The 19,322-nt window shown below is 71.2% G+C and carries 16 protein-coding genes; 8 read left to right on the forward strand and 8 right to left on the reverse strand.

The window, feature by feature from the left end:
• Positions 1-123 precede the first annotated feature (123 nt).
• On the reverse strand, positions 124-564 hold the full coding sequence (locus tag LJ657_RS06080) for an SRPBCC family protein (protein ID WP_232647182.1): 441 nt from the start codon (positions 562-564) through the stop codon (positions 124-126).
• Between the two features lie 276 nt (positions 565-840).
• On the opposite strand from LJ657_RS06080, the gene LJ657_RS06085 reads away from it, so the two are divergent.
• Entirely contained in the window at positions 841-2,055 is a 1,215-nt protein-coding gene (locus LJ657_RS06085; RefSeq protein ID WP_232647183.1) for a cytochrome P450, read from the forward strand.
• A 102-nt stretch (positions 2,056-2,157) separates the two neighbouring features.
• Here the strand turns inward: LJ657_RS06085 and LJ657_RS06090 are convergent, their stop codons facing one another.
• The gene (locus LJ657_RS06090; RefSeq protein ID WP_232647184.1) at positions 2,158-2,832 is read right to left on the reverse strand and encodes a thiol:disulfide interchange protein DsbA/DsbL; all 675 of its coding nucleotides are present in this window, start codon (positions 2,830-2,832) and stop codon (positions 2,158-2,160) included.
• Between the two features lie 1,106 nt (positions 2,833-3,938).
• Complete coding sequence (locus LJ657_RS06095) at positions 3,939-5,078, reverse strand: PucR family transcriptional regulator (RefSeq protein ID WP_232647185.1); 1,140 nt, start codon at positions 5,076-5,078, stop codon at positions 3,939-3,941.
• Positions 5,079-5,165: 87 nt separating this feature from the next.
• Here LJ657_RS06095 and LJ657_RS06100 point away from each other — a divergent pair, with 87 nt between their 5' ends.
• The 4 genes from LJ657_RS06100 to LJ657_RS06115 all read left to right on the forward strand — a co-directional run bounded on the left by LJ657_RS06100 (position 5,166) and on the right by LJ657_RS06115 (position 9,798).
• Positions 5,166-6,221 (forward strand): ferredoxin reductase, encoded by a 1,056-nt coding sequence (locus LJ657_RS06100; protein WP_232647186.1) that lies wholly within the window; start codon positions 5,166-5,168, stop codon positions 6,219-6,221.
• Between the two features lie 7 nt (positions 6,222-6,228).
• Positions 6,229-7,347, forward strand: coding sequence for a fatty acid desaturase family protein (locus tag LJ657_RS06105; RefSeq protein ID WP_232647187.1), 1,119 nt, complete (start codon positions 6,229-6,231; stop codon positions 7,345-7,347).
• Positions 7,348-8,216: 869 nt separating this feature from the next.
• On the forward strand, positions 8,217-8,420 hold the full coding sequence (locus tag LJ657_RS06110; protein ID WP_069768673.1) for a cold-shock protein: 204 nt from the start codon (positions 8,217-8,219) through the stop codon (positions 8,418-8,420).
• A 550-nt stretch (positions 8,421-8,970) separates the two neighbouring features.
• Entirely contained in the window at positions 8,971-9,798 is an 828-nt protein-coding gene (locus LJ657_RS06115) for a ZIP family metal transporter (protein ID WP_232647188.1), read from the forward strand.
• 109 nt (positions 9,799-9,907) lie between these two features.
• Here the strand turns inward: LJ657_RS06115 and LJ657_RS06120 are convergent, their stop codons facing one another.
• A complete protein-coding gene (locus tag LJ657_RS06120) occupies positions 9,908-11,065 on the reverse strand; it encodes a magnesium and cobalt transport protein CorA (RefSeq protein WP_232647189.1) in 1,158 nt (385 codons plus the stop codon).
• A gap of 144 nt (positions 11,066-11,209) precedes the next feature.
• On the opposite strand from LJ657_RS06120, the gene LJ657_RS06125 reads away from it, so the two are divergent.
• Entirely contained in the window at positions 11,210-12,511 is a 1,302-nt protein-coding gene (locus tag LJ657_RS06125; RefSeq protein WP_232647190.1) for a winged helix DNA-binding domain-containing protein, read from the forward strand.
• Between the two features lie 3 nt (positions 12,512-12,514).
• Here the strand turns inward: LJ657_RS06125 and LJ657_RS06130 are convergent, their stop codons facing one another.
• Positions 12,515-13,162, reverse strand: coding sequence for a LysE family translocator (locus LJ657_RS06130; protein WP_232647191.1), 648 nt, complete (start codon positions 13,160-13,162; stop codon positions 12,515-12,517).
• Positions 13,163-13,238: 76 nt separating this feature from the next.
• On the opposite strand from LJ657_RS06130, the gene LJ657_RS06135 reads away from it, so the two are divergent.
• Positions 13,239-14,105 (forward strand): LysR family transcriptional regulator, encoded by an 867-nt coding sequence (locus tag LJ657_RS06135; protein ID WP_232647192.1) that lies wholly within the window; start codon positions 13,239-13,241, stop codon positions 14,103-14,105.
• A gap of 113 nt (positions 14,106-14,218) precedes the next feature.
• Positions 14,219-14,401: a 4-oxalocrotonate tautomerase DmpI gene (gene dmpI, locus LJ657_RS06140; RefSeq protein ID WP_232647193.1), complete on the forward strand. Its 183-nt coding sequence runs from the start codon at positions 14,219-14,221 to the stop codon at positions 14,399-14,401.
• Positions 14,402-14,522: 121 nt separating this feature from the next.
• On the opposite strand, the gene LJ657_RS06145 is transcribed toward dmpI, so the two are convergent.
• The 3 genes from LJ657_RS06145 to LJ657_RS06155 all read right to left on the reverse strand — a co-directional run bounded on the left by LJ657_RS06145 (position 14,523) and on the right by LJ657_RS06155 (position 19,298).
• Positions 14,523-15,314, reverse strand: a complete 792-nt coding sequence (locus tag LJ657_RS06145) for a S1 family peptidase (protein ID WP_232647194.1) — start codon at positions 15,312-15,314, stop codon at positions 14,523-14,525.
• A 205-nt stretch (positions 15,315-15,519) separates the two neighbouring features.
• Positions 15,520-18,327 carry an ATP-binding protein gene (locus LJ657_RS06150; protein ID WP_232647195.1) on the reverse strand — a complete coding sequence of 936 codons (2,808 nt, stop codon included), beginning with the start codon at positions 18,325-18,327 and terminating at the stop codon, positions 15,520-15,522.
• 134 nt (positions 18,328-18,461) lie between these two features.
• Positions 18,462-19,298: a helix-turn-helix transcriptional regulator gene (locus LJ657_RS06155; RefSeq protein WP_232647196.1), complete on the reverse strand. Its 837-nt coding sequence runs from the start codon at positions 19,296-19,298 to the stop codon at positions 18,462-18,464.
• Between the last annotated feature and the right edge of the window lie 24 nt (positions 19,299-19,322).

A 19,322-nucleotide genomic window follows, 5' to 3' on the forward strand; every position in this document is an offset into this window, starting at 1 on the left:
ACGCGGAGCTCCAACTGCTGCACGATCTCCCCTTCCGCCGGTGCCCCCGCGGCATCGGCGCGCAGAGGTGATCGTATCGACAACGCGTGCGGACGACGAGGTGTTCGTCCCGGGCGACCGGTATCACGGCATCCTGAGGAGGCGGTTCGCCGCCCGCCCGAACACGTATCGGGCCGCCCGTAGGAGGAGCGGGTCGAAGAGTCCCGGCAGGAGCCGGACCCCGAGCTCCTCCCGCCACACCACCCGGCTGCGGCCCCCGGGCCCCGGCCGTACCTCGATCTCCGCCCACCCCGTCACGACCCGCCCCCGCTTCTCCAGCCGGCACAGACCGGGTGCGTCGTCCGTCGGCGGCTGCCACACCGTGACCTCCATCCGGTCGTCGAAGGCGAGCGGGCCGAGTCCCGAACGGGCCACGAAGACCGTGCCCTCGCGCGTAGGCGGGGGAGTGGTCACCGTGACGCGGGTCAGCGGGACCACTTCACCGTGCCGGGACCACTCGGTCAGGCGACGCCATGCCTCGTCGAGAGGGAGCGGTGCCGTGCGTTGGACGAGGAAGTTGACCACATGACGAATCGTAGGGAATCCGGGCTGCTCAAAGGGGTGTTCATGGGCGGGCCACGCACTTGTCTCAGTTTCGATCGCCGGAAGGGGTCCCGGCGCAGGAACGCCGGGGCTGGCGTCTTCCGCTGCGGACGGTCGCCGTCGACGATCCTGCGCTTGTGGTGTTCTGGCCCGGCCCGGGCAGACACCCGCAGAACCCGGAAGGCACCTACCGCAGTCGCACATCCGTACGGCACCATGAGCCCGACCCCGCACCACCGACGGCCGGGAGGGCGTCCCGTGGACAGTGAACTGCACGGCAGGCTCGACGAGTTGCAGCGCGACCCCTACCCGCACTACGAGCGAGCACGGCGCGCCGACGGGCTGACCTACGTCGCCGAGCTCGACGCCTGGCTGGTCGCCCGCGACGCCGACGTACGGGAAGTCCTGCGCAGGCCCGAGGACTTCTCGTCGGCGAACGCCCTGCTCCCCGACGTGATGCCCGCACCCCCCGCACTCGCCGTCCTCGGCGGCGGGTTCGGCGGGCGGCCTGTCGTCGTCACCGCCGACGGCGCCCACCACCAGCGGTTACGAGCGCCGATCGTGCGCGGGCTCTCACCGGCCCGCGTCGCGGCCGTACTGCCGTACGCCGCCGAGCGGGCCGCCGCCCTGGTGGACGGGTTCGTGAAGAACGGGTACGTCGAGCTGATGTCGGCGTACGCCGGGAAGCTCCCCGGCCAGGTCATCGGCCGCATCGTCGGCCTCGACCCCGCCGACGTGCCCGCGGTCGTGCATGGCGGCCATCGCGCCGAGGAGCTGCTGTTCCGCCCTTTGGAGGAGGACGAGCAGATCGCCGCGGCCGAGGACGTGGTCGCGATGCAGCACATCCTTGACCGGTACGTCCGGGAGCGGCACGCCGAGCCCCGCGAGGACCTCTGCACGGAGCTCGTCACGTCAGTCGTCGGCGGGGGTGAGCTCACCCTGGAGCAGCGGCACGAACTCGTCGCCCATCTTCAGAACCTGCTGATCGCCGGGCATCTGACCACGACGGCGCTCATCGGTACGACCGTCCTGCACCTGCTCCGGCACCCCCATCAGTGGGAGCTGCTGTGCACTGAGCCCGAGAGGATCCCGGCGGCGGTCGAGGAGGCCGCCCGCCATGACACCGCCCTCCAGGGCTTCCGCCGTGTCACCACCGGCCCGGTCACCATTGCCGGCACCGAACTCCCGGCCGGGGCAACGCTGTTCGTGGCCTTCGGGGCGGCCAACCGCGACTCCTCCCGGCACGACAGCCCCGACGAGTTCGACATCACCCGCACTCCCGCACGCCACCTCGCCTTCGGCTCCGGAGTGCACAGCTGCCCGGGGTCTCAGCTGGCCCGCGAGCAACTCCGCCTCACTCTGGAGGAGTTGACCCGCAGGCTGCCAGGACTGCGACTGGCGGACGACCGTCCTGTCACCATGCGGCCGACGATGATCCACCGTTCACCGGAGAGCCTGCACCTCACCTGGTGACGCAGGCTCCCACGGCCCTCACGCACGGCCGTCCAGGTCCCCGTCGTCGGTGCCGCCGCGTTCACCCTGCTGCGTGCCGCCGCGTTCACCCTGCTGCCTTGTTCAGTGGCCCACTGCCTTGTGGTAGAGGTGATCCAGCACCGAGACGGTCTTGGCGGCGCTGCCGACCAGCATCGGGGTGGTGCGGAAACGTCCGCCCACGACCACGGTGGGCTCCTCGGTCACCTGGTAGCGCTCACGGAGGGCGGGAGCCGCCTCGACCTTGGCGTCGACCTCCTTGGACGTGTAGGCGCTCCGTACGGCCGCCACGTCGAGCCCCTGCCTGGCCGCCCATCTCACGACGGCCTGCTCCGTGGTGAGGTCCTTGCCCTGGTCCCGCACGGCCTGGAAGACCGGGATCGCCTCCTGCCCCGCGAGGCCGAGCCGGTCCAGCGTGTAGTACAGGCGGGCGTAGGCGACCATGTCGGGCTGGTCCTCCCAGGCGGCCGGGATCCGCACCACCTTCACCGGGGGACTCTGCTGTGCGGCCCAGTCCTCCAGCGGCTTCTCGAGCGCGTAGGAGTGCGGGCAGTCGTACCAGAACACCTCCGCCACCTCCCGGGCGGCCACACCGCTGACCGGGTGCTGGAGACGGAAGTACTCCGCCCCCTCCTTCGGCTCGCCGGAGGCGGCTCCGAGCAGGCAGGTCAGGACGGTCGACAGCGCGAACAGGCGCATGATCTTCTTCTTCATGGCGGCCACCTTGGCGCTCAGCGTCTCGGTGAACCCCGCTGACACACGCAATGTCCCTCGTTCGGACCGCCCGACTGCCCGCAACCATCCCGGAATTCTCGGTACGCCCCCACCTGAAGGTCACTTCGGCGCTCGCGTGTCGGGCCTCGCGGTGGGTGGCGACGCGCAGTTGGGCCCGGTCGGCGGAGGGGGTGCCGTCGGCGAGGAGGTGTTCGCCCATGAACGCCGGCCGGTGCAGCCGGTAGGACAGTGACGGCACCTGCCGCTCCGCGTTTGTGAGCCACTGCCACAACAGAGGCAGCGGGTCACCGTCCCAGGCAGCGGCGCCGCGCAGGTCCGGCAGCGCAGACAGGGCCGCCGCCGGACCGGGCGCCGGAGCGTCCCCGTCCGTGACCGGCTCGGGGTGCCAAGAACTCTGGCATTCGGCAGGCTCGTTCGAACTCAGCTTCGGGCTCGCTCCCGCGCACGCACAGGGGCAGTACTCAGGGCTCTTCGGAATGGGGCACGGGCTGACCAATGCCGCGGCACCGACCATTCTGGCCCTCTTCTGTATTGACTGGGGGGCTCGCGGGTGGCTGGCCATGGGCGCGATCTTCATAGGTGTGGGGCTCGCTATGCCGTACGTCGCCCGCTGGGCGGAGCGGACCCGCACCAGTGAGCTCCGGTCACGAACTTGATCCGTTCGGACAGGGGAGGACCCTGAGCTCGTGCCCGAGGCCGGGGGGAAGGGGCTTGGCGCGATCGACGCCGTGTTCATCCGCAATGCCCAGTCCGTCGCCGACATGCAGGGAAGAAGTCCTGGCGTCGGCTCACCGGGCGAAAGGCCCCTGAGTGGGTGGCGGCGATCGAGTCCGGCCCGGCGGGTCGGCGTCGGGCCGGTCCGACCGGCGGAGCCCGCTGGTGGCAAGCCGGCCGGTGGGCGGTGTGCCCCCACGGCCGGCCCGACAGCTCCTGGGCGCCGACTGCGGCGGCCCTCGCGCGGAGTCCAGCGGCTGCGGCGCCTCAGATCAGTTGACGTCGTGTCAGTCCGGTGGTGGTCAGCGTGTCCCGTTCGAGAGGTCGGCCAGGTCTGCCGGGGCAGGTCCCGCCAGACGGAGAAGCCCACCCGTTCCGGTCTCGTCCTTGGCGGTCGTGGACGGTCGAAGTACGCGTCAGCCGACCCGGAGGCCGACCGCCAGCGTCAGTTCAAGGACCCGGTGGGGCGATGCGAGATCCGGAAACAGCTCCCGCAGCTGCGACATCCGGTACCGGACTGTCTGGGGATGGACGAACAACGCCGCCGCCACCTCGTCCCGCCTGCCCTGGTGCAGCAGCCACGCCCGCAACGTCTCCTCCAGCCGCCGCGCGGTCGCGACAGGCAAGGTCCGCAACGGTGCGAGGGCTCGGGCACGCAGGTCCGCGAACGCGTCCGTGTCGGCACTCAGCACCAGCTCGGGCAGGTGGTCCTCGGTGTCGCGAATATCGGAGGAGAGGGAGCGCGCGCGTACGGCTCTCGCGTACGAGGCGGACGCACGAGTCCATGGCCGGGGCGGGCCGACCACGGCGGTGCGGTCGGTCAGCTGCCGCAAGAGATGTGATCGGTCGGCATCGGGGACGAGCAGCACACCGGTGGCGTCCGGCAGATCGTCGAGGACGAGGGTGCTCGGGTCGAGCGTGCGGTAGGCAGGCCGGGCCTGGGCGGCGGGCAGCAGGACCGCGGTCAGCGAGACCGGAGGCTGCCACCCGGCACGTTGGGCAGAAGCCAGCAGTACGTCCGGGCTCGCGCCGGCGAGGAGGTCGCGGGCCAGGTGTTCCAGGTGGCGCTCGTGGGCCCTGCCCCGGGCGGCCAGTTCGTCGGCGTGGCCCGCGGCGCTCGCGGCGGAGAGCTCGTCGATGTAGGCGAAGGTCAGCTCGGCGAACTTGGCGACCTCGGCGGCGGGCAGACCTGCGGGTACGGCACCCGCTGCCAGACATCGCCAGGCCACGCGGGCGCCGACGCGGTAGGCGCTGAGCAGGGCGTCCATCGAACGGCCGTCGCGCACCTCGCCCCGGCCCAGCTCGTAGGCTGCGTCACCGGCGTCGCCGCCGGTGGCCTTCCCGCTCGCGAGGTCCAGGTAGTGCCCCAGGGCGGTCCGGACGGCTCGGCGGATGGTGCCGCCCATGTGGCCCGTAAGGGCGTTGGCGTACGAAGGGACCTCGTCGATGATCGCCTGGACGACCTCGTCGGCGGTGGTCTTCAGCGCGGCCCGAAGTGCGGTGACCGTCGTCTCATCCAGGGCCAGTCCGCTGGCCCTCCGGATTGCATGGCTCATGTTTTTGTTCCCTGCGAACAATTCCGCCGACCAGATTCACATCCTGCGGTCAGGACTTTACGCCTTGCGGCGCAGCAAGCTGGAGTCATGACGAGTACAGCCCTTCGCAGCAGGGCGTGGAAACTGCTCGAGATGGTCACGACGCCGCTGCTGCCGTCGGACTACCTCGACCTGGTCAGCCCGCTGCGTGCGGGCGCCGACCTGCGTGGGCGCATCGAGGCCGTGCACCCCGAGACGGGTGACGCCGCGACCGTCGTGATCAGGCCGGGACGGGGCTGGCGCGGCCACACAGCCGGTCAGTACGTGCGGATCGGGGTCGACGTCGACGGGGTGCGCCTGTGGCGTGCCTACTCCCTCACCTCGCCGACGAACCGCCAGGACGGCCGCGTCACGATCACCGTGAAGGCGATCCCGGACGGCAAGGTCAGCAACCACCTGGTCCGCAGGGCGAAACCGGGCACGCTGATCCAGCTCGACCAGCCGACCGGTGACTTCGTACTGCCGCAGGCCAAGCCCGCCAAGGTGCTCTACCTGACGGCCGGCAGCGGCATCACACCCGTGATGGGCATGCTGCGCGACACCGGGTTCGACGACGTCGTCATGGTCCACTGCGCGCCACAGCCGCACGACGTGATCTTCCGCAACGAACTGCACGACCTGGTCGCGGACAAGAAGCTGCGGCTCACCGAGGTGCACACCGACACGGACGGCATGCTCGACATCGCCCGTCTGGACGAACTCGTGCCCGACTGGGCCGAGCGCGAGACCTGGGCCTGCGGGCCCGCGGGCCTGCTCGACGCCGCCGAGCAGCACTGGACCGAGCACGGCGTACAAGAGCGCCTGCACACCGAACGCTTCCGCCCCAGCATCGTCGTCACCGGCGACGGCGGCGAGGTCACGTTCAGCGCCACCGGCAAGACCGTCGACGCGGACGGCGCCACGCCGTTGCTGGACGTCGGCGAGGAGGCAGGCGTGCTCATGCCCTCCGGATGCCGCATGGGCATCTGCTTCGGCTGCGTCACGCCGCTCAAGGCAGGCGCCGTCCGCGACCTGCGCACCGGCGAGATCACCGAGGCCGAACCGGGCGTCCTCATCCAGACCTGCGTGTCCGCCGCGGCGGGCCCCTGCGACATCGAACGGTAGGAGCACCTTGACCGCCATCGACCCCACCGCCCACCTGACCGCGGAGCAGATCGAGGAGCTCGGACGCGAGCTGGACGCGATCCGTGACGAGGTGATCGCCGGCCGCGGCGAGAAGGACGCGGCCTACATCCGCAAGGTCATCTCGGCGCAACGCAGACTGGAGCTGGTCAGCCGGGGCGTGCTCCTGTTCTCGATCTTCCCGCCCGCGTGGCTGATCGGCACCGCCGGTCTGTCCGTGGCGAAGATCATGGACAACATGGAGATCGGCCACAACATCCTGCACGGCCAGTGGGACTGGATGCGGGACCCGAAGATCCACTCCACCACCTGGGAGTGGGACCACGTCTCGCCGGCCGACCAGTGGAAGCACTCGCACAACGAGCTGCACCACACGTACACCAACGTGATCGGCAAGGACAACGACCTCGGCTACGGCATCATGCGCGTCGACGAGGACCAGAAGTGGCACCCGTTCCACCTCGGCCAGCCGCTGTGGAACTTCCTCAACGCCTGTTTCTTCGAGTACGGCATCGCGGCGTACGACCTGGAGCTCGGCAAGAACCTGAACAAGCGCCGCCGCAAGAACCCGGAGTTCCGCGCGCGGGCCAAAGCCGTGGGCCGCAAGATCCGCAAGCAGGTGCTCAAGGACTACGTGATCCACCCGCTGCTGTCGGGCCCGTCGTTCCTCCCCACGCTCGCCGCCACGTTCACCGCGAACCTGGTCCGCAACATCTGGTCCCACTCGGTGATCATGTGCGGGCACTTCCCCGAGGGCGTGCAGGTCTTCGAGCGCCGGTCGATCAAGGGCGAGACGCGCGGCCAGTGGTACCTGCGCCAGATGATGGGCTCGGCGAACATCAGCGGCAGCAAGGCCATGCACTTCATGACCGGCAACCTCTCCCACCAGATCGAGCACCACCTGTTCCCGGACCTGCCGAGCAACCGGTACGCCGAGGTCGCGGTGAAGGTGCGCGCACTGTTCGAGAAGTACCAGCTGGAGTACGTCACCGGGCCGCTGCCCCAGCAGGTGTTCTCCGCGTGGCACAAGGTCTTCCGGCTCTCGCTGCCGAACAAGAACCCCAAGGTCAAGACGCCGGACCGCGAGCGGGAGCTCGTCGCCGCCTGATTCCCGGTAATGGTTCAGCTCTCTCGTCCGCAGCGGCGGCACCGCCGGCTTCGGTGAGATCCGTGGCGGACGGTGGGCGACCGCGACATCAGACCGTACGGCACGGGATCCGGGCAGCTCAGGGCGCTGGCCTCGGTACCTGCGCCCAATCGACGGCTGCTCGGCCTGCCCGGTCAGTCACAGTCAACGGCCGGTTTCTGGAGACCGGTTGTCTCGAGCCGCGCGGCGGCCACCGAGCACCGAGCCTCCCGGGGTTTTCCATGGGCTCCTCCTTCGGATGAGCACTGACCTCATGGACCACGCCGGGCGACCGCGCCCGGGCGAAACGTGATCGCGGTCACTGACCGTGCGTGCCTTACCCGACTGCCCGAATTCCGGCCTGCTCCTCCACAGGCTGGAACAGGTCCTCGCGGATACTCACGCCGCCGCCCCTGTCTCGGACCATGTGATCACGAGCGAAGCCGAGGCGGCGGCTTCGCAATGTACGGATCCCCGACCCCATCACCGCCGCCCGGGCCACGAGCGGGACTGCGGGTCGAGCCGCCCACTCTCACATGGGGGCGGTCCGGGCAGCGGAGACGGGCGCTCGTCCCGGCCTGAGCGGAAGTGACGCCGCCCCCGTACGACTGTCTGAGCGGGTGGCCAGGTGACAGGCTTCGCTCGACACACCGGTGCTGATACTGGCGCGTTTTCGGTAGCGGCTGCCGCCGCGCCGTTATAGCGTTGTGACTAGCAGTCGTGGTTCCGAAGTTCTGTTCGCCCGTGATCGCCATCGCGGGCGTTCTTGCTGTTCAGCGCCTCTCCGGACCAGGGCGATCACCTCCTGGGCGCGCAAGGTGCGCGCCCGGTTTCCCTCGAAGGAGACAGTCATGGCCAAGGGCACTGTGAAGTGGTTCAACAGCGAGAAGGGCTTCGGCTTCATCGAGCAGGAGGGCGGCGGCCCCGACGTCTTCGCCCACTACTCCAACATCGCCAGCCAGGGGTTCCGCGAGCTCCAGGAGGGCCAGAAGGTCGAGTTCGACGTCACCCAGGGCCAGAAGGGCCCGCAGGCGGAGAACATCCGCCCCGCCTGACGTCCGCCTCGGTCAGGCCCGGCATCCCGGCTTCGGGGCGCCGGGCCTGACCGTCGGCCGGAGTGGCCGGCGGGTGGGATCCGATCAGTGTCCCGCCCGGCCCCGATGAGCCATCGCGCAGGAACAGCGCGCGGAACTGTCGGTACGTCGGCGCCGGGCAGGTGGCGGGGAGTGCCGGACGCCGGTGCCCTACGGAGGCACCGCTCAGCGTGGCGGCGACGATGCCGAGTTCTGGTCGCCTCCGAGAATCTTGAACATCGGTAGCGCCGGGCACGGAGGTCCCGAGGCCTCGTGGCGCGATGCCCGAGGCCGGTCTCCTCTGCCGTGCGGTGCCGGGGCGGACGCCCGCGCCCACTGGCGTCGTGGTGCCGCAGCGTCGCCGCGCAGCTCCGCCTCACGACGGACGGGAGCAGCGGGGGCCCGCTCATTGCTGGAGTGCAACGAATTCGCCAAGCCTTCTCAAAATCGACCTACAGATACCTATTAGGTAAGGCTTGCCTCATCTAGTTTCGGGGTGTACTTCTCCGCTCTTCTAACTGGAGTCCCCCTGATGTCCGGTTCCCAGGTAGCCCTGCTCGGCGCCATCGCAGGGTTCACCATCTACCTCGGCCTGCCCCTCGGTCGACTGCGCAACCCGAACCCCCGGCTGCGCGCAGGTCTGAACGCCGTCGCCATCGGCATCCTGATCTTCCTGGTCTGGGACGTCCTGACACACGCCTGGGAGCCGGTCGACGAGGCGCTGGGCAAGCATGACTGGGGCACCGTGGCCTCCGGGGGTCTCACCCTCGCCGCGGGCCTCGGAGCCGGTTTGATGAGCCTGGTGTACTATGACGGCTGGATCGCCCGCCGTGCGGCCTCGGCTGCGCGGCCCGTCGGTCCCGGTGCGGCGGCCTCCGCCGAGCTGGCCCCCAAAGTCCGCAGCCAGGCCGGCTCGCTCGCGCTGATGATCGCCACCGGCATCGGCCTGCACAACTTCGCCGAGGGCCTGGCCATCGGCAACTCCGCCGCCCAGGGTGAACTCTCCCTCGCCGTACTCCTCATCGTCGGCTTCGGTCTGCACAACGCCACCGAAGGGTTCGGCATCGTCGCCCCGCTGGCCGCCGAGGGTGAACGCCCCTCATGGGCCACGCTGCTGCTGCTCGGTCTGATCGGCGGCGGTCCGACCTTCCTCGGCACCGTGGTCGGCCAGCACCTGGTCAATGACACCGTGTCGATCGCCTTCCTGGGGCTGGCCGCGGGGTCGATCCTCTATGTGGTCATCGAACTGCTGGCCGTTGCCCGCAGGGCCGCACTGAAGACCCTGACCACTTGGTGTGTCCTGCTGGGCCTCGTCCTCGGCTTTGCCACCGACGCCGTCGTCACGGCCGCCGGGGCCTGAAGCTCCCGCCCCATCTGCCTACAGCGGCCCGCGAGAAGAGACCGGTCGCCCGGCATGGCGATCCGGGCATCACTTCCTCCGCAGGAGAACCGGACTCGGCAGAAGAGGGTCAGAGCCAGTCCCGGCGCTTGAAAACCATGTACAAACTCACGCATACCACCGCCATCAGGCCGATCGCGAAGGGGTATCCGAAGCTCCAGGTCAGCTCGGGCATGTGCGTGAAGTTCATGCCGTAGATGGTCCCCACGAGTGTGGGAGCGAAGAGGATCGCCGCCCACGAGGAGATCCGCTTGATCTCCTCGTTCTGCTCGAACCCTGCCTCCGCCAGCGCCCGCATCTCCGCGTTCTGCTGCTGCGTCACCAGCGTCGCGTTCACCGTGAGGATGTCGGTGAGGGCCTGGCGGAAGCCGTCGACGCGTTCGCTGGTGTGGGTCACGTGGTCCGCGACGTCGCGCAGATGGCGCTGGAGTTCGTCGTCCGTGCCGTATTTGGAGAACCCGGCGATCAGGCCGTGCAGCATGCCGACCAGGGGGCGGGTGGCGCGCTGGAACTCGACCATTTCGCGGGAGAGTTCGTAGATGCGGCGGGAGACCTCCGGGTCGCCGCGGAAGACCTCGGTCTCGATCTCGTCGATGTCGTTCTGGACGCCCGCCACCACCGGGGCGTAACCGTCGACGACCGCGTCGAGGATGGCGTACAGGACGGCCTCCGGGCCCAGCTTCAGCAGCTCCGGCGATTCCTCCATGCGGTGGCGGACCGCGGAGAGGTCGGGGGCGTCGCCGTGGCGGACCGTGATGACGAAGTCGGGTCCCACGAACACGTGCAGCTCGCCGAAGTCGACCTCCTCCGCGGCGTCGAGATACCGGGCCGCCCGCAGTACGACGAAGAGCGTGTCGCCGTAGCGTTCCAGTTTCGGGCGCTGGTGGGCCTCCATCGCGTCCTCGACCGACAGCGGGTGCAGGTCGAACTCGGCGGCCAGGGAGAGGAGTTCGCCCTCGGTGGGGCGGGCGAGGCCGATCCAGGCCATGCCGGACGGCTGCTCGCGCAGTTCACGGAAGGTCTCGGCGAGGGTGGCCGGGGCGGAGACGCGCACGCCGTCCCGGTACAGCGCCGCCTGGACGACGCTGGCCACCTCCGAGGGCTCCGGCGCCGGGTCGGCCTGGGGCGGTGCGGTGTCCGACGCCGGCGGCTGCGGTGGGGCCGGCGCGCGGCGCCAGACGGATTTCCTCGCGTCCTTGGAGGCCGGACGGGCGCGTCGCTCGGACATGCGGCTGCCTCCCGGGTCGAACCTGTGGCTGCGTGATCCCGGGCAGGATATACGGGGCAAACGGCGCCGGGGTGGCCCGCACGGCCGGGATTCGGTGAGAGTTGAGGACAGAAGGTGTCCGCAGGTCCGGCTAGCGTGCGGGGCATGACGAAGTCGACAGCGACGGCTACCGTGCTCGGCGCCCGCGCGCTCAACCGTGCCACCCTCGAACGGCAGCTGCTCCTGCGCCGGTCCCCGCTCTCCGTCAAGAGCGCCGTCGGGCATCTCCTCGGACTCCAGGCGCAGAACGTCAAGCCGCCGTACTACGCGCTCGCCGCGCGCCTCGACGGCTTCACCCCCGAGGCGCTGTCACGGCTCATGGCGGACCGTGAGGTCGTCCGAATCGTCACCATGCGCTCGACCATCCACACCCACACCGCCGCCGACGCCCTCACTCTGCGCCCGCTCGTCCAGCCGGCCCGTGACCGCGAACTCACCAATTTCCGCAAGGGACTTGAGGGCGTGGACCTCGACCGGCTCGCCGCCCTCGCCCGCGATCTCGTCGAGGCCGAGCCGCGCACCATGAAGCAGCTGCGCGAGGCCCTGCAGACCGAGTGGCCCGACGCCGACGCGCAGTCCCTCGGCATCGCCGCCCGCTGCAAGCTCCCACTCGTCCAGGTCACCCCGCGCGGACTGTGGGGGAGGAGCGGCCAGGTCGCCCTCACCACCGCGGAGCACTGGCTGGGCCGCGGCTCCGCCACCCGCTCGGCCCCACCGGCGGCGGCTGCGCCGGGTGCGGCCTCGCCGACTGCGACCGCACCAGGCACGGCTTCGGCCACCGCGCCTGCACAGGGCGCCGCTTCCTCCGCTGTGACGGTCTCGGCCGCGGATTCGTCGGCCGTCACTGCCCCGGCGTCGCCCGTCACTGCCCCGGCGTCGTACACGCCGCCCGTCGAAGCCGCTCCGTCCTCCGATGCCACCGTCCTGCGCTACCTGGCCGCCTTCGGTCCCGCTTCAGTCAAGGACATGCAGACCTGGGCCGGTCTGACCCGGCTGCGGGACGCCTTCGAGCGGCTGCGCCCGCAGCTCGTGACGTTCCGGGACGAGAACGGTGTCGAGCTCTTCGACCTGCCGGAGGCGCCGCGTCCCGACGCGGACACTCCGGCTCCGCCCCGTTTCCTCCCCGAGTTCGACAACCTGCTGCTCTCCCACGCCGACCGCACCCGGGTCGTACCGCCCGAGCACCGGGGACGCAGCTGGGTGGGCAATCAGGCCCACTGCACGGTCCTCGTCGACGGCTTTCTGGCAGGGGTGTGGAAGCTCGCGGAGGGCGCGCTCGTCATCGAACCGTTCGGCAGGCTTACCAAGGCCCGGCGCGCGGACGTCGTGGACGAAGGGATGCGGATGCTCGACACCATGCACCCGGGGTCGGCTTACGACATCCGTTTCGGGACCGTGATCCCGTAGCCCTCAGTCCGCCCGGCCCGTCACCGCCACCGTCAGGCCAAGCCCGATCACGGCGAAGCCACCCGCGCCGCCGATCATCGACAGACGGCGGTCGGAGCGGGCGAACCAGGTGCGGGCGGCCGAGGCGGTCAGGCCCCACAGGGTGTCCGTGACCAGGCCGATCGAGATCGGGATCAGCCCGAGCAGCAGCATCTGGAGCGGGACGCGGCCCGCCGCGTGGTCCACGAACTGGGGGAGCACCGCGGCGAAGAAGACCACGCCCTTGGGGTTGGTCACCCCGACGAGCACACCGTCCAGCACGGTACGCAGATCGCCGCGGGCCGGTCCCGTCGGCTGCGTCCCGATCGCCGACGCCTTCAGCTCCTTGCGGTGCCGGAACGCCTGGACGCCCAGGTACACCAGGTAGGCCGCGCCTGCCAGCTTCACCGCCAGGTAGACCGTCACCGAGCGCTCCACCAGCGAGCCGACACCGATCGCGACCGCCGCCACCAGCAGATACGAGCCGAAGACATTGCCGAGCGCCGTCGCCACCGCGGTACGGCGGCCATGGGCGAGCGCGCGGCCGATGACGAACAGAACGCTGGGGCCCGGAATCACGATCACCAGCAGGGACATCGCGGCGAAGGCGAGAAATCGGTCCGTCGACACCATGCGTATCGCTCCCCTCTGACAAGCCCCGGCCGCTCATTCAAACAGCCGCCCGCCGGGCCCCTCTACAGTCGAGTCCATGGAACTGCGGCAGCTCACCTATTTCGTGACCGTCGCCGAGGAGCTGCACTTCGGGCGTGCGGCCGAGCGGCTGCACATCGTGCAGTCCGCGGTGAGCATGCAGATACAGCGACTGGAGCGGGAGCTGGGTGCCGAGCTGTTCGACCGGACGCCGCGCCGGGTGCGGCTCACGGCGGCGGGGGAGCGGCTGCTGCCCGAGGCGCGGGAGGTGCTGGCGGCGGCCGACCGGGCGCGTGCCGCCGTCGCCCCGCCACCCGGCCTGAGGATCGGCACCAGTACGGGACTGGGCACGCATCTCGACCGTGTGCTCGCCGAGTTCGCGCGCCGTGCGCCGGACGTGCCCGTCGAGCTGTTCTCGCTGCCGGTCGCCGAACGGCTGGCCCGGGTCGCGGGCGGCCGGTTGGACGCCGCTTTCGTACGGGCCGTGGAACCGGTGCCGGGCGTACGCGTGCTGCCCCTGTGGCCCGACCCGCTGGTGGCCGCGCTCCCGGCCGCGCATCCACTCGCGGGGCGCACGGAGATCGGCGTCGAGGAACTTGCCGAGGTGCCGCTCACCCTTACCGAGCGCCGCAACAACCCCGCCCTGGTCGATCTGGTCGTCGGTGCCTGTCACGAGGCCGGGTTCGAGCCGGTGCCGGGACCGGCGAGCGGTTCCTTGCAGGACACGCTCGCCACCATCGGCAGCCGCCCCCTGTGGACCGTCGTCTACGCGTCCCACGCACGCGTACTGCACAGCTCCCGCGTCGCCTTCGTGCCGTTCCGCGCGCCGGGCCTCGCCCTGTCCACGGGCCTTGCCGTGCCTCTCGGCACCCCGCCCCCGCACCTGGACACCCTGCTGCTGGCCTGCGGCGATCACGAGAACTGATCGCTGCGGTCGCGGTCTGCCTCTTGGTCGCGGACGCCCGACGCGATGGACTGGACTCAGCGAAAGGGACCGCAACGGGTCCCAACAGGCAACGCGTTCAAGGGAGTTCAGCCATGCCGATCGTCACCATTCAGCAGGGTCCGCGCGACACCGAGCTCAAGCGGGACCTCGTCAAGCGCGTCACCGACGCCTTCGTCGACGCGTACAAGATCCCGGCCGAGACCGTTCAGGTGTGGATCCACGAGGTGCCGGCGGACAGCTGGGGCGCGGCGGGGAAGCTCATCGCCGACAAGTAGCCCGGAGGTGGGGCCGGCGGAGCGCATGGAAAGGGGGCGCTGCGAGCTGCTCGTGGTAGCCCGCAACGCCCCCTTGTCTCTCACCTGAGGGGTACTCAGGAGATCTTCTGGGGTACCCGACCTACGAGTTGACCTGCGCGGTCACCAGGCTGGAGAAGGTGGTCAGCCGGGAGTAGACACCCGGGTAACCGGCCTCCGCACAGCCGTTGCCCCATGAAGTGATCCCTGCCAGGACGCCCCCGATGAGCAGGGGACCGCCGCTGTCGCCCTGGCAGGTGTCTACGCCGCCGGATGTGTATCCGGCGCAAACCATGTCGGTCTGGACGAACTCAGACCCGTAGGAGCTCTGGCAACCGGAGTCGGCCACGATCGGCACGGTCGCGGTCCGCAGCTGGTTGGAGGAGCTGCCGTTCTCCGAGGTGGTGCCCCATCCGAGGATGCGGGCCGTGGTGCCGGCCGCGTACACCGAGGTGTCCGAGGAGGAGACGTACGAGGCCGTCGTGTACGGCATCGACGTCGACAGCGTGAGTACGGCCACGTCGTCGCCGTTGGTGGCGTCCGTGTAGTCCGGGTTGATCCAGATCTTGCTGACCTTGCTGACCGTGCCGTTGGTGCCGTTCAGGTAGGTCCGGCCGCCGACGACTCTGACGCTGCCGGTGGTCTCGCCGACCATGCAGTGAGCGGCGGTGATCACCTTGGTGGCCGAGACGAGGGTGCCGCCGCAGAACTGGTTCTGCGAGGCGTCCGTGATCTGCATGACGAACGGGTAGGCCGTGGTCGTGGTCGTGGTGCCGCCCACGATGGGCTGGGGCGCGGCTGCCGCGGAAGGCGCACCGAGCAGTGCGGTCGCGGCCGCCGCAGCGGTCGCGGTGAGCACGGCCGCGGTCTTCCTGGCACGGTTTGACCCGAACATGAGTCTCCTCAGTGGGGGTTGCCGGTGGGGGGTCGCGCGGGTGTGTGGGGTTGAGCACGGGGGTCGCGGGACCGACCCCCGTATGCCCGGGCGAGCGGCACGTCCTTAAGCTAGGACGCGGAACCCCCGGCTCCCAATGAGGGAACCCCCTAGGGGGTTGAGTGAGGGAAAACCCTCGGTCGGGTTCAGTTAACCTGGCGTGCCGTCACTTCGCTCGCCGTGCCGCCGCCAAACGGACGATATCCACGCGCGAGCGGATCCCCAGCTTGCGGTAGACCCGGGTCAGTGTCGCCTCGACCGTCTTCACGCTGATGAACAGACGCGCGGCGATCTCCCGGTTGGTCGCGCCCTCCATGACGAGCGCGGCGACCTGGCGTTCCATCGCGGCGAGACCTTCCAGGCCCTCTGACGCGGCAGCAGGGGCGATCGGTTCCACCGGGCTCGCCACGGCTGCCGCCTCCACCTGACGCACCCACGGCAGCGCCCGGCAGCGGCGGAACAGCCGGGCCGCCTCGTCGTACGACGACGGACCCGGCCGGCGGGGGCGCAGCGACGCCAGCGCGAACGCGGCGCGTGCCTCCTCCAGGCCGTACCCCAGCTTGGCGAGCCGGTCCTGCGCCGACCTCAGCTGGGCGACCGCGGCCTCGTGCTCCCCGCGCGCGGCCCGCACCAGTGCCTCGGCCCGGTCCAGGACGGCCAGCACGCCCTCACGTCCCAGCCGCTGCGCGTGTTCGCGTGCCACGTCCAGGAGTTGCTGCGCCTCGTCGGTCTCGCCGATGCGCACGAGGGCCTCGGCGAGGTCGCCGTGCCAGCGGCCGCGGGCGGGGTCGGTGATGCCGAGCCCGTTCTCCAGGTCCCGCACCCGGCGCAGGGAGCGGACCGCCCCCTCGGCGTCCCCGGCGACCAGCTGGGCGTGCCCGACCGCGGTCAGCCCCCGGGAGATGTACATCTGGTCCCCGGCCCGCTCCGCCAGCTCCACCGCCTCCCGGCCCAGTGTCAGCGCCCGCTCCACGTCCCCGCCGGAGGCCTCCGTGAGGGAGGCGAGTACGGCGGAGGGCACCTCGCCGATGCCCGAGTCGCGGGCCAGGCGCATGCTCTCCCGGGCCAGGTCGAGGGCCCGGCCGCAGTGCCCGGAGCGCAGTTCGGTCTCGGCGAGCAGGCGCACGAAGTGCACCTCGCTCTCGACCATGCCGCGCCGGCGCGCCTCGCGCAGCAGCGCGTTGACGGTGGAGCGGGCCTCGGGCAGCTGGTCGCTCATGATCAGCCAGCGGTAGCGGGTCGCGCCCGCGCCGTTGTGGTGGCAGGCCACGTCGGGGAGCTGGGGCTCCTTCAGGGCGCGTTTGATGGTCGCGGGGGCGTCCGGATGGCCCATCAGGGTCTCGGTCGTCGCCTGGAAGGCGAGCGCGAGGAGTTCGGTGCGCCGGTCACCGGCCCGGGCCGCGAGCTCGGCGGCGTGCGCGGCCTCCTCCCGGCCGATGGCGAAGTCGCCCTCCACGACCAGTCCGCGCCAGGCCAGCTGGTAGTGGACCAGGGCGAGCAGCCCCGGGTCGTCGCCGGCGTCGGCGAGCGCCTGCGGGTAGACGGTGTCGACCTCGCCGAGGGCCTGCCCGGCGGCCTCGATGACCACCATCCAGGCCCGCACCCGGTCCGCGGGCTCGGCGGCCCGGGTCAGCACGTCGCGGGCGATGTCCCGGGCGAGGTCCACCTCGCCGGCGGTGATCGCGTCCTCGGCGGCCTCCAGCCGGCGCTCGTCCGGGCCCGGCTCGCCGTCGGCCGGGGTGTGCCGGGCGGCGAGCAGTCCGAGCGAGGCCGCGACCGAGGGTGCCCCGCGGTCCCGGGCCGTGGCGGCGGCCTCGGCGAGCCGGGCCGCGGCCTCCGGGTCGGTGCCGGTGGTCGCGAGGGCGAGGTGGCGGGCGCGCTCGATCGGGTCGGAGGCCGCCGTGGACAGCGCCGCGTGCGCGGCCCGCCGGTCCTGCGCGGGCGCCTCCGCGTACAGCGCGGCCGAGATCAGCGGATGGGCGAAGCGTACGGCGGGGCCCTCCGGCTCGGTCGCCAGCAGCCCGAGTTCGGCTGCCTGCGCGGTCTCGGCCTCGGCGTTCTCCCGGCCGGCCGCATGCAGCAGGGCCAGGGTGGGGCGGGCGCCGACGCTGGCCACCAGGAGGGTGCGGCGGGCCTCGACGGAGAGCATGTCGAGCCGGTTCAGGACCAGGGCGCGCAGCGAGGTGGGCACCGGCAGCGGCTCGCCGGGCCGCGGCGGGGTCGGGTTCTCGGCCAGGGCGCGGCCCAGTTCGAGCGCGAAGAACGGGTTGCCGCCGCTGGTGCGGTGGATGTCCCGGACGGTGGAGCGCGGCAGGCCGGTGTAGCCGCGGTGGTCGAGCAGCGACGACACCTGGGCGCGGGAGAGCGCGCCGAGCCGCACGGCCAGGGTGTCGGGCGGGGACGCGCTCAGGTGGCGGTCGTACTCCTGGCCCTCCGTGCGCACCGCGCACAGCAGTTGCACCGGAGTGTCGCCCAGGCGGCGGGCGGCGAAGCCGAGGAGCTCCGCGCTCGCCGGGTCCAGCCACTGCAGGTCGTCCGCCACGACGAGGACGGGGCCCTGGGCGGCGAGCGCGCGCAGCGCGGACAGGACCGCCAGGCGCAGGGCGAGGCCGTCGCGCTGGAGGGTGGACTCGCCGCGGCCGGTGAGGGCCGACTCCAGCGCCGTGCGCTGGGCGGCGGGCAGCTTGTCGTACACCTCGTCCACGACCAGGCCGAGCAGGTCGGCGAGGGCCAGGAACGGGAGGTGGGATTCGGACTCGGTGGCCGAGCAGCGCAACACGGTGCGGTCGGCTGTCCCGTATTCGGAGGCCAATGCCCGCAGAGCGGTCGACTTTCCTATTCCGGCGGGGCCGTGGAGCAGCACGCTGCCGCCCCGCGCGAGCTGCTCACGCGCCGCGCTGAGCAGCTCGTCCCGCCCGATGACCAGGTCGGGGTGGCGTCTGGCAGGCTCCCTCAAGTCCCCTCGCACGGTCACCGCTCCCCTCCGTGTGTCGTGTTCGGGCCAAATTCTAGGCAATCTCCCTTTGAAATTCGGACGGACGACGTGGTGAGGGATATAACAACGGTCAGGCATGGAGAAATTCAGAGCCGCGGTGCACGAATAGAGTGCTACGGGAGCAGCCCCGCCCGGCGTGCCGCGGCCACCGCCTCGCCACGCGTGTGAGCACCCAGTTTCCGCATCGCCGACCGCAGGTACCCCTTGACCGTCTCGGTCCCCAGCCCGAGCCGCTCGGCGGCCACCGCGTTGGTGGCCCCCGCCGCCACGCAGGCCAGCACATCCAGCTCGCGGGGGGCCAGATCGACCCCGTGAGCCCACGTCTTCGGGGTCAGCAACCCGCACACGCCGAGCAGTTCCGCCCGCAGCGCGGGGTCCGCGATCCGCGGCGCCAGCGCCCGCAGGGCCGCGTGGGCCTCCCGCACCTGCTCCCAGGCGGCACCCGCCCCCGGGTCCCGGTCCGGCTCGGCGCGGGCGGCCGCCGCCAGCAGTCCCCGCGCCTCGTCCCCGACCGCCAGCGCCTGCTCCACGTCCCGTGCGGCCTCCATCGCCGCGCCCAGCGTCCGGTCACCCAATGGCTGCGCCGTGCGCAGGGCGCCGTACAGCACACCCCGCACCCGGCGGCGTACGACCACCGGCACCGCGAGGATCGAACGCAGCCCCTCCGTGGCGACCGGGATGTCGTACTCGTGGCTGATCTGCGGGGAAGAGGAGTAGTCCGTCACCGCGCACGCCCGGGCGAGCGCGACCGCCCGGCCGCCCAGGCCGTTGCCGGAGGTCACCGGGAGCCCGCTCAGCGCGGGTGTCTCGGTGCCGCTGAGTTCACTGATCCGCATGTGCCGGCGCCCCGGCTCCACCAGGCCGCCGAAGGCGACCGGGAGCCCCGTCGTGCGCCGCAGCCGTACCAGCGCATGGCGTATCTCGACCGTCCCCGCCGCGTCTGCTGTCACCTGCTTGCCCTTTCCGTGCAGCGC

The sequence above is a fragment of the Streptomyces guryensis genome (genome assembly GCF_021261325.1).
Taxonomy (GTDB): domain Bacteria; phylum Actinomycetota; class Actinomycetes; order Streptomycetales; family Streptomycetaceae; genus Streptomyces; species Streptomyces guryensis.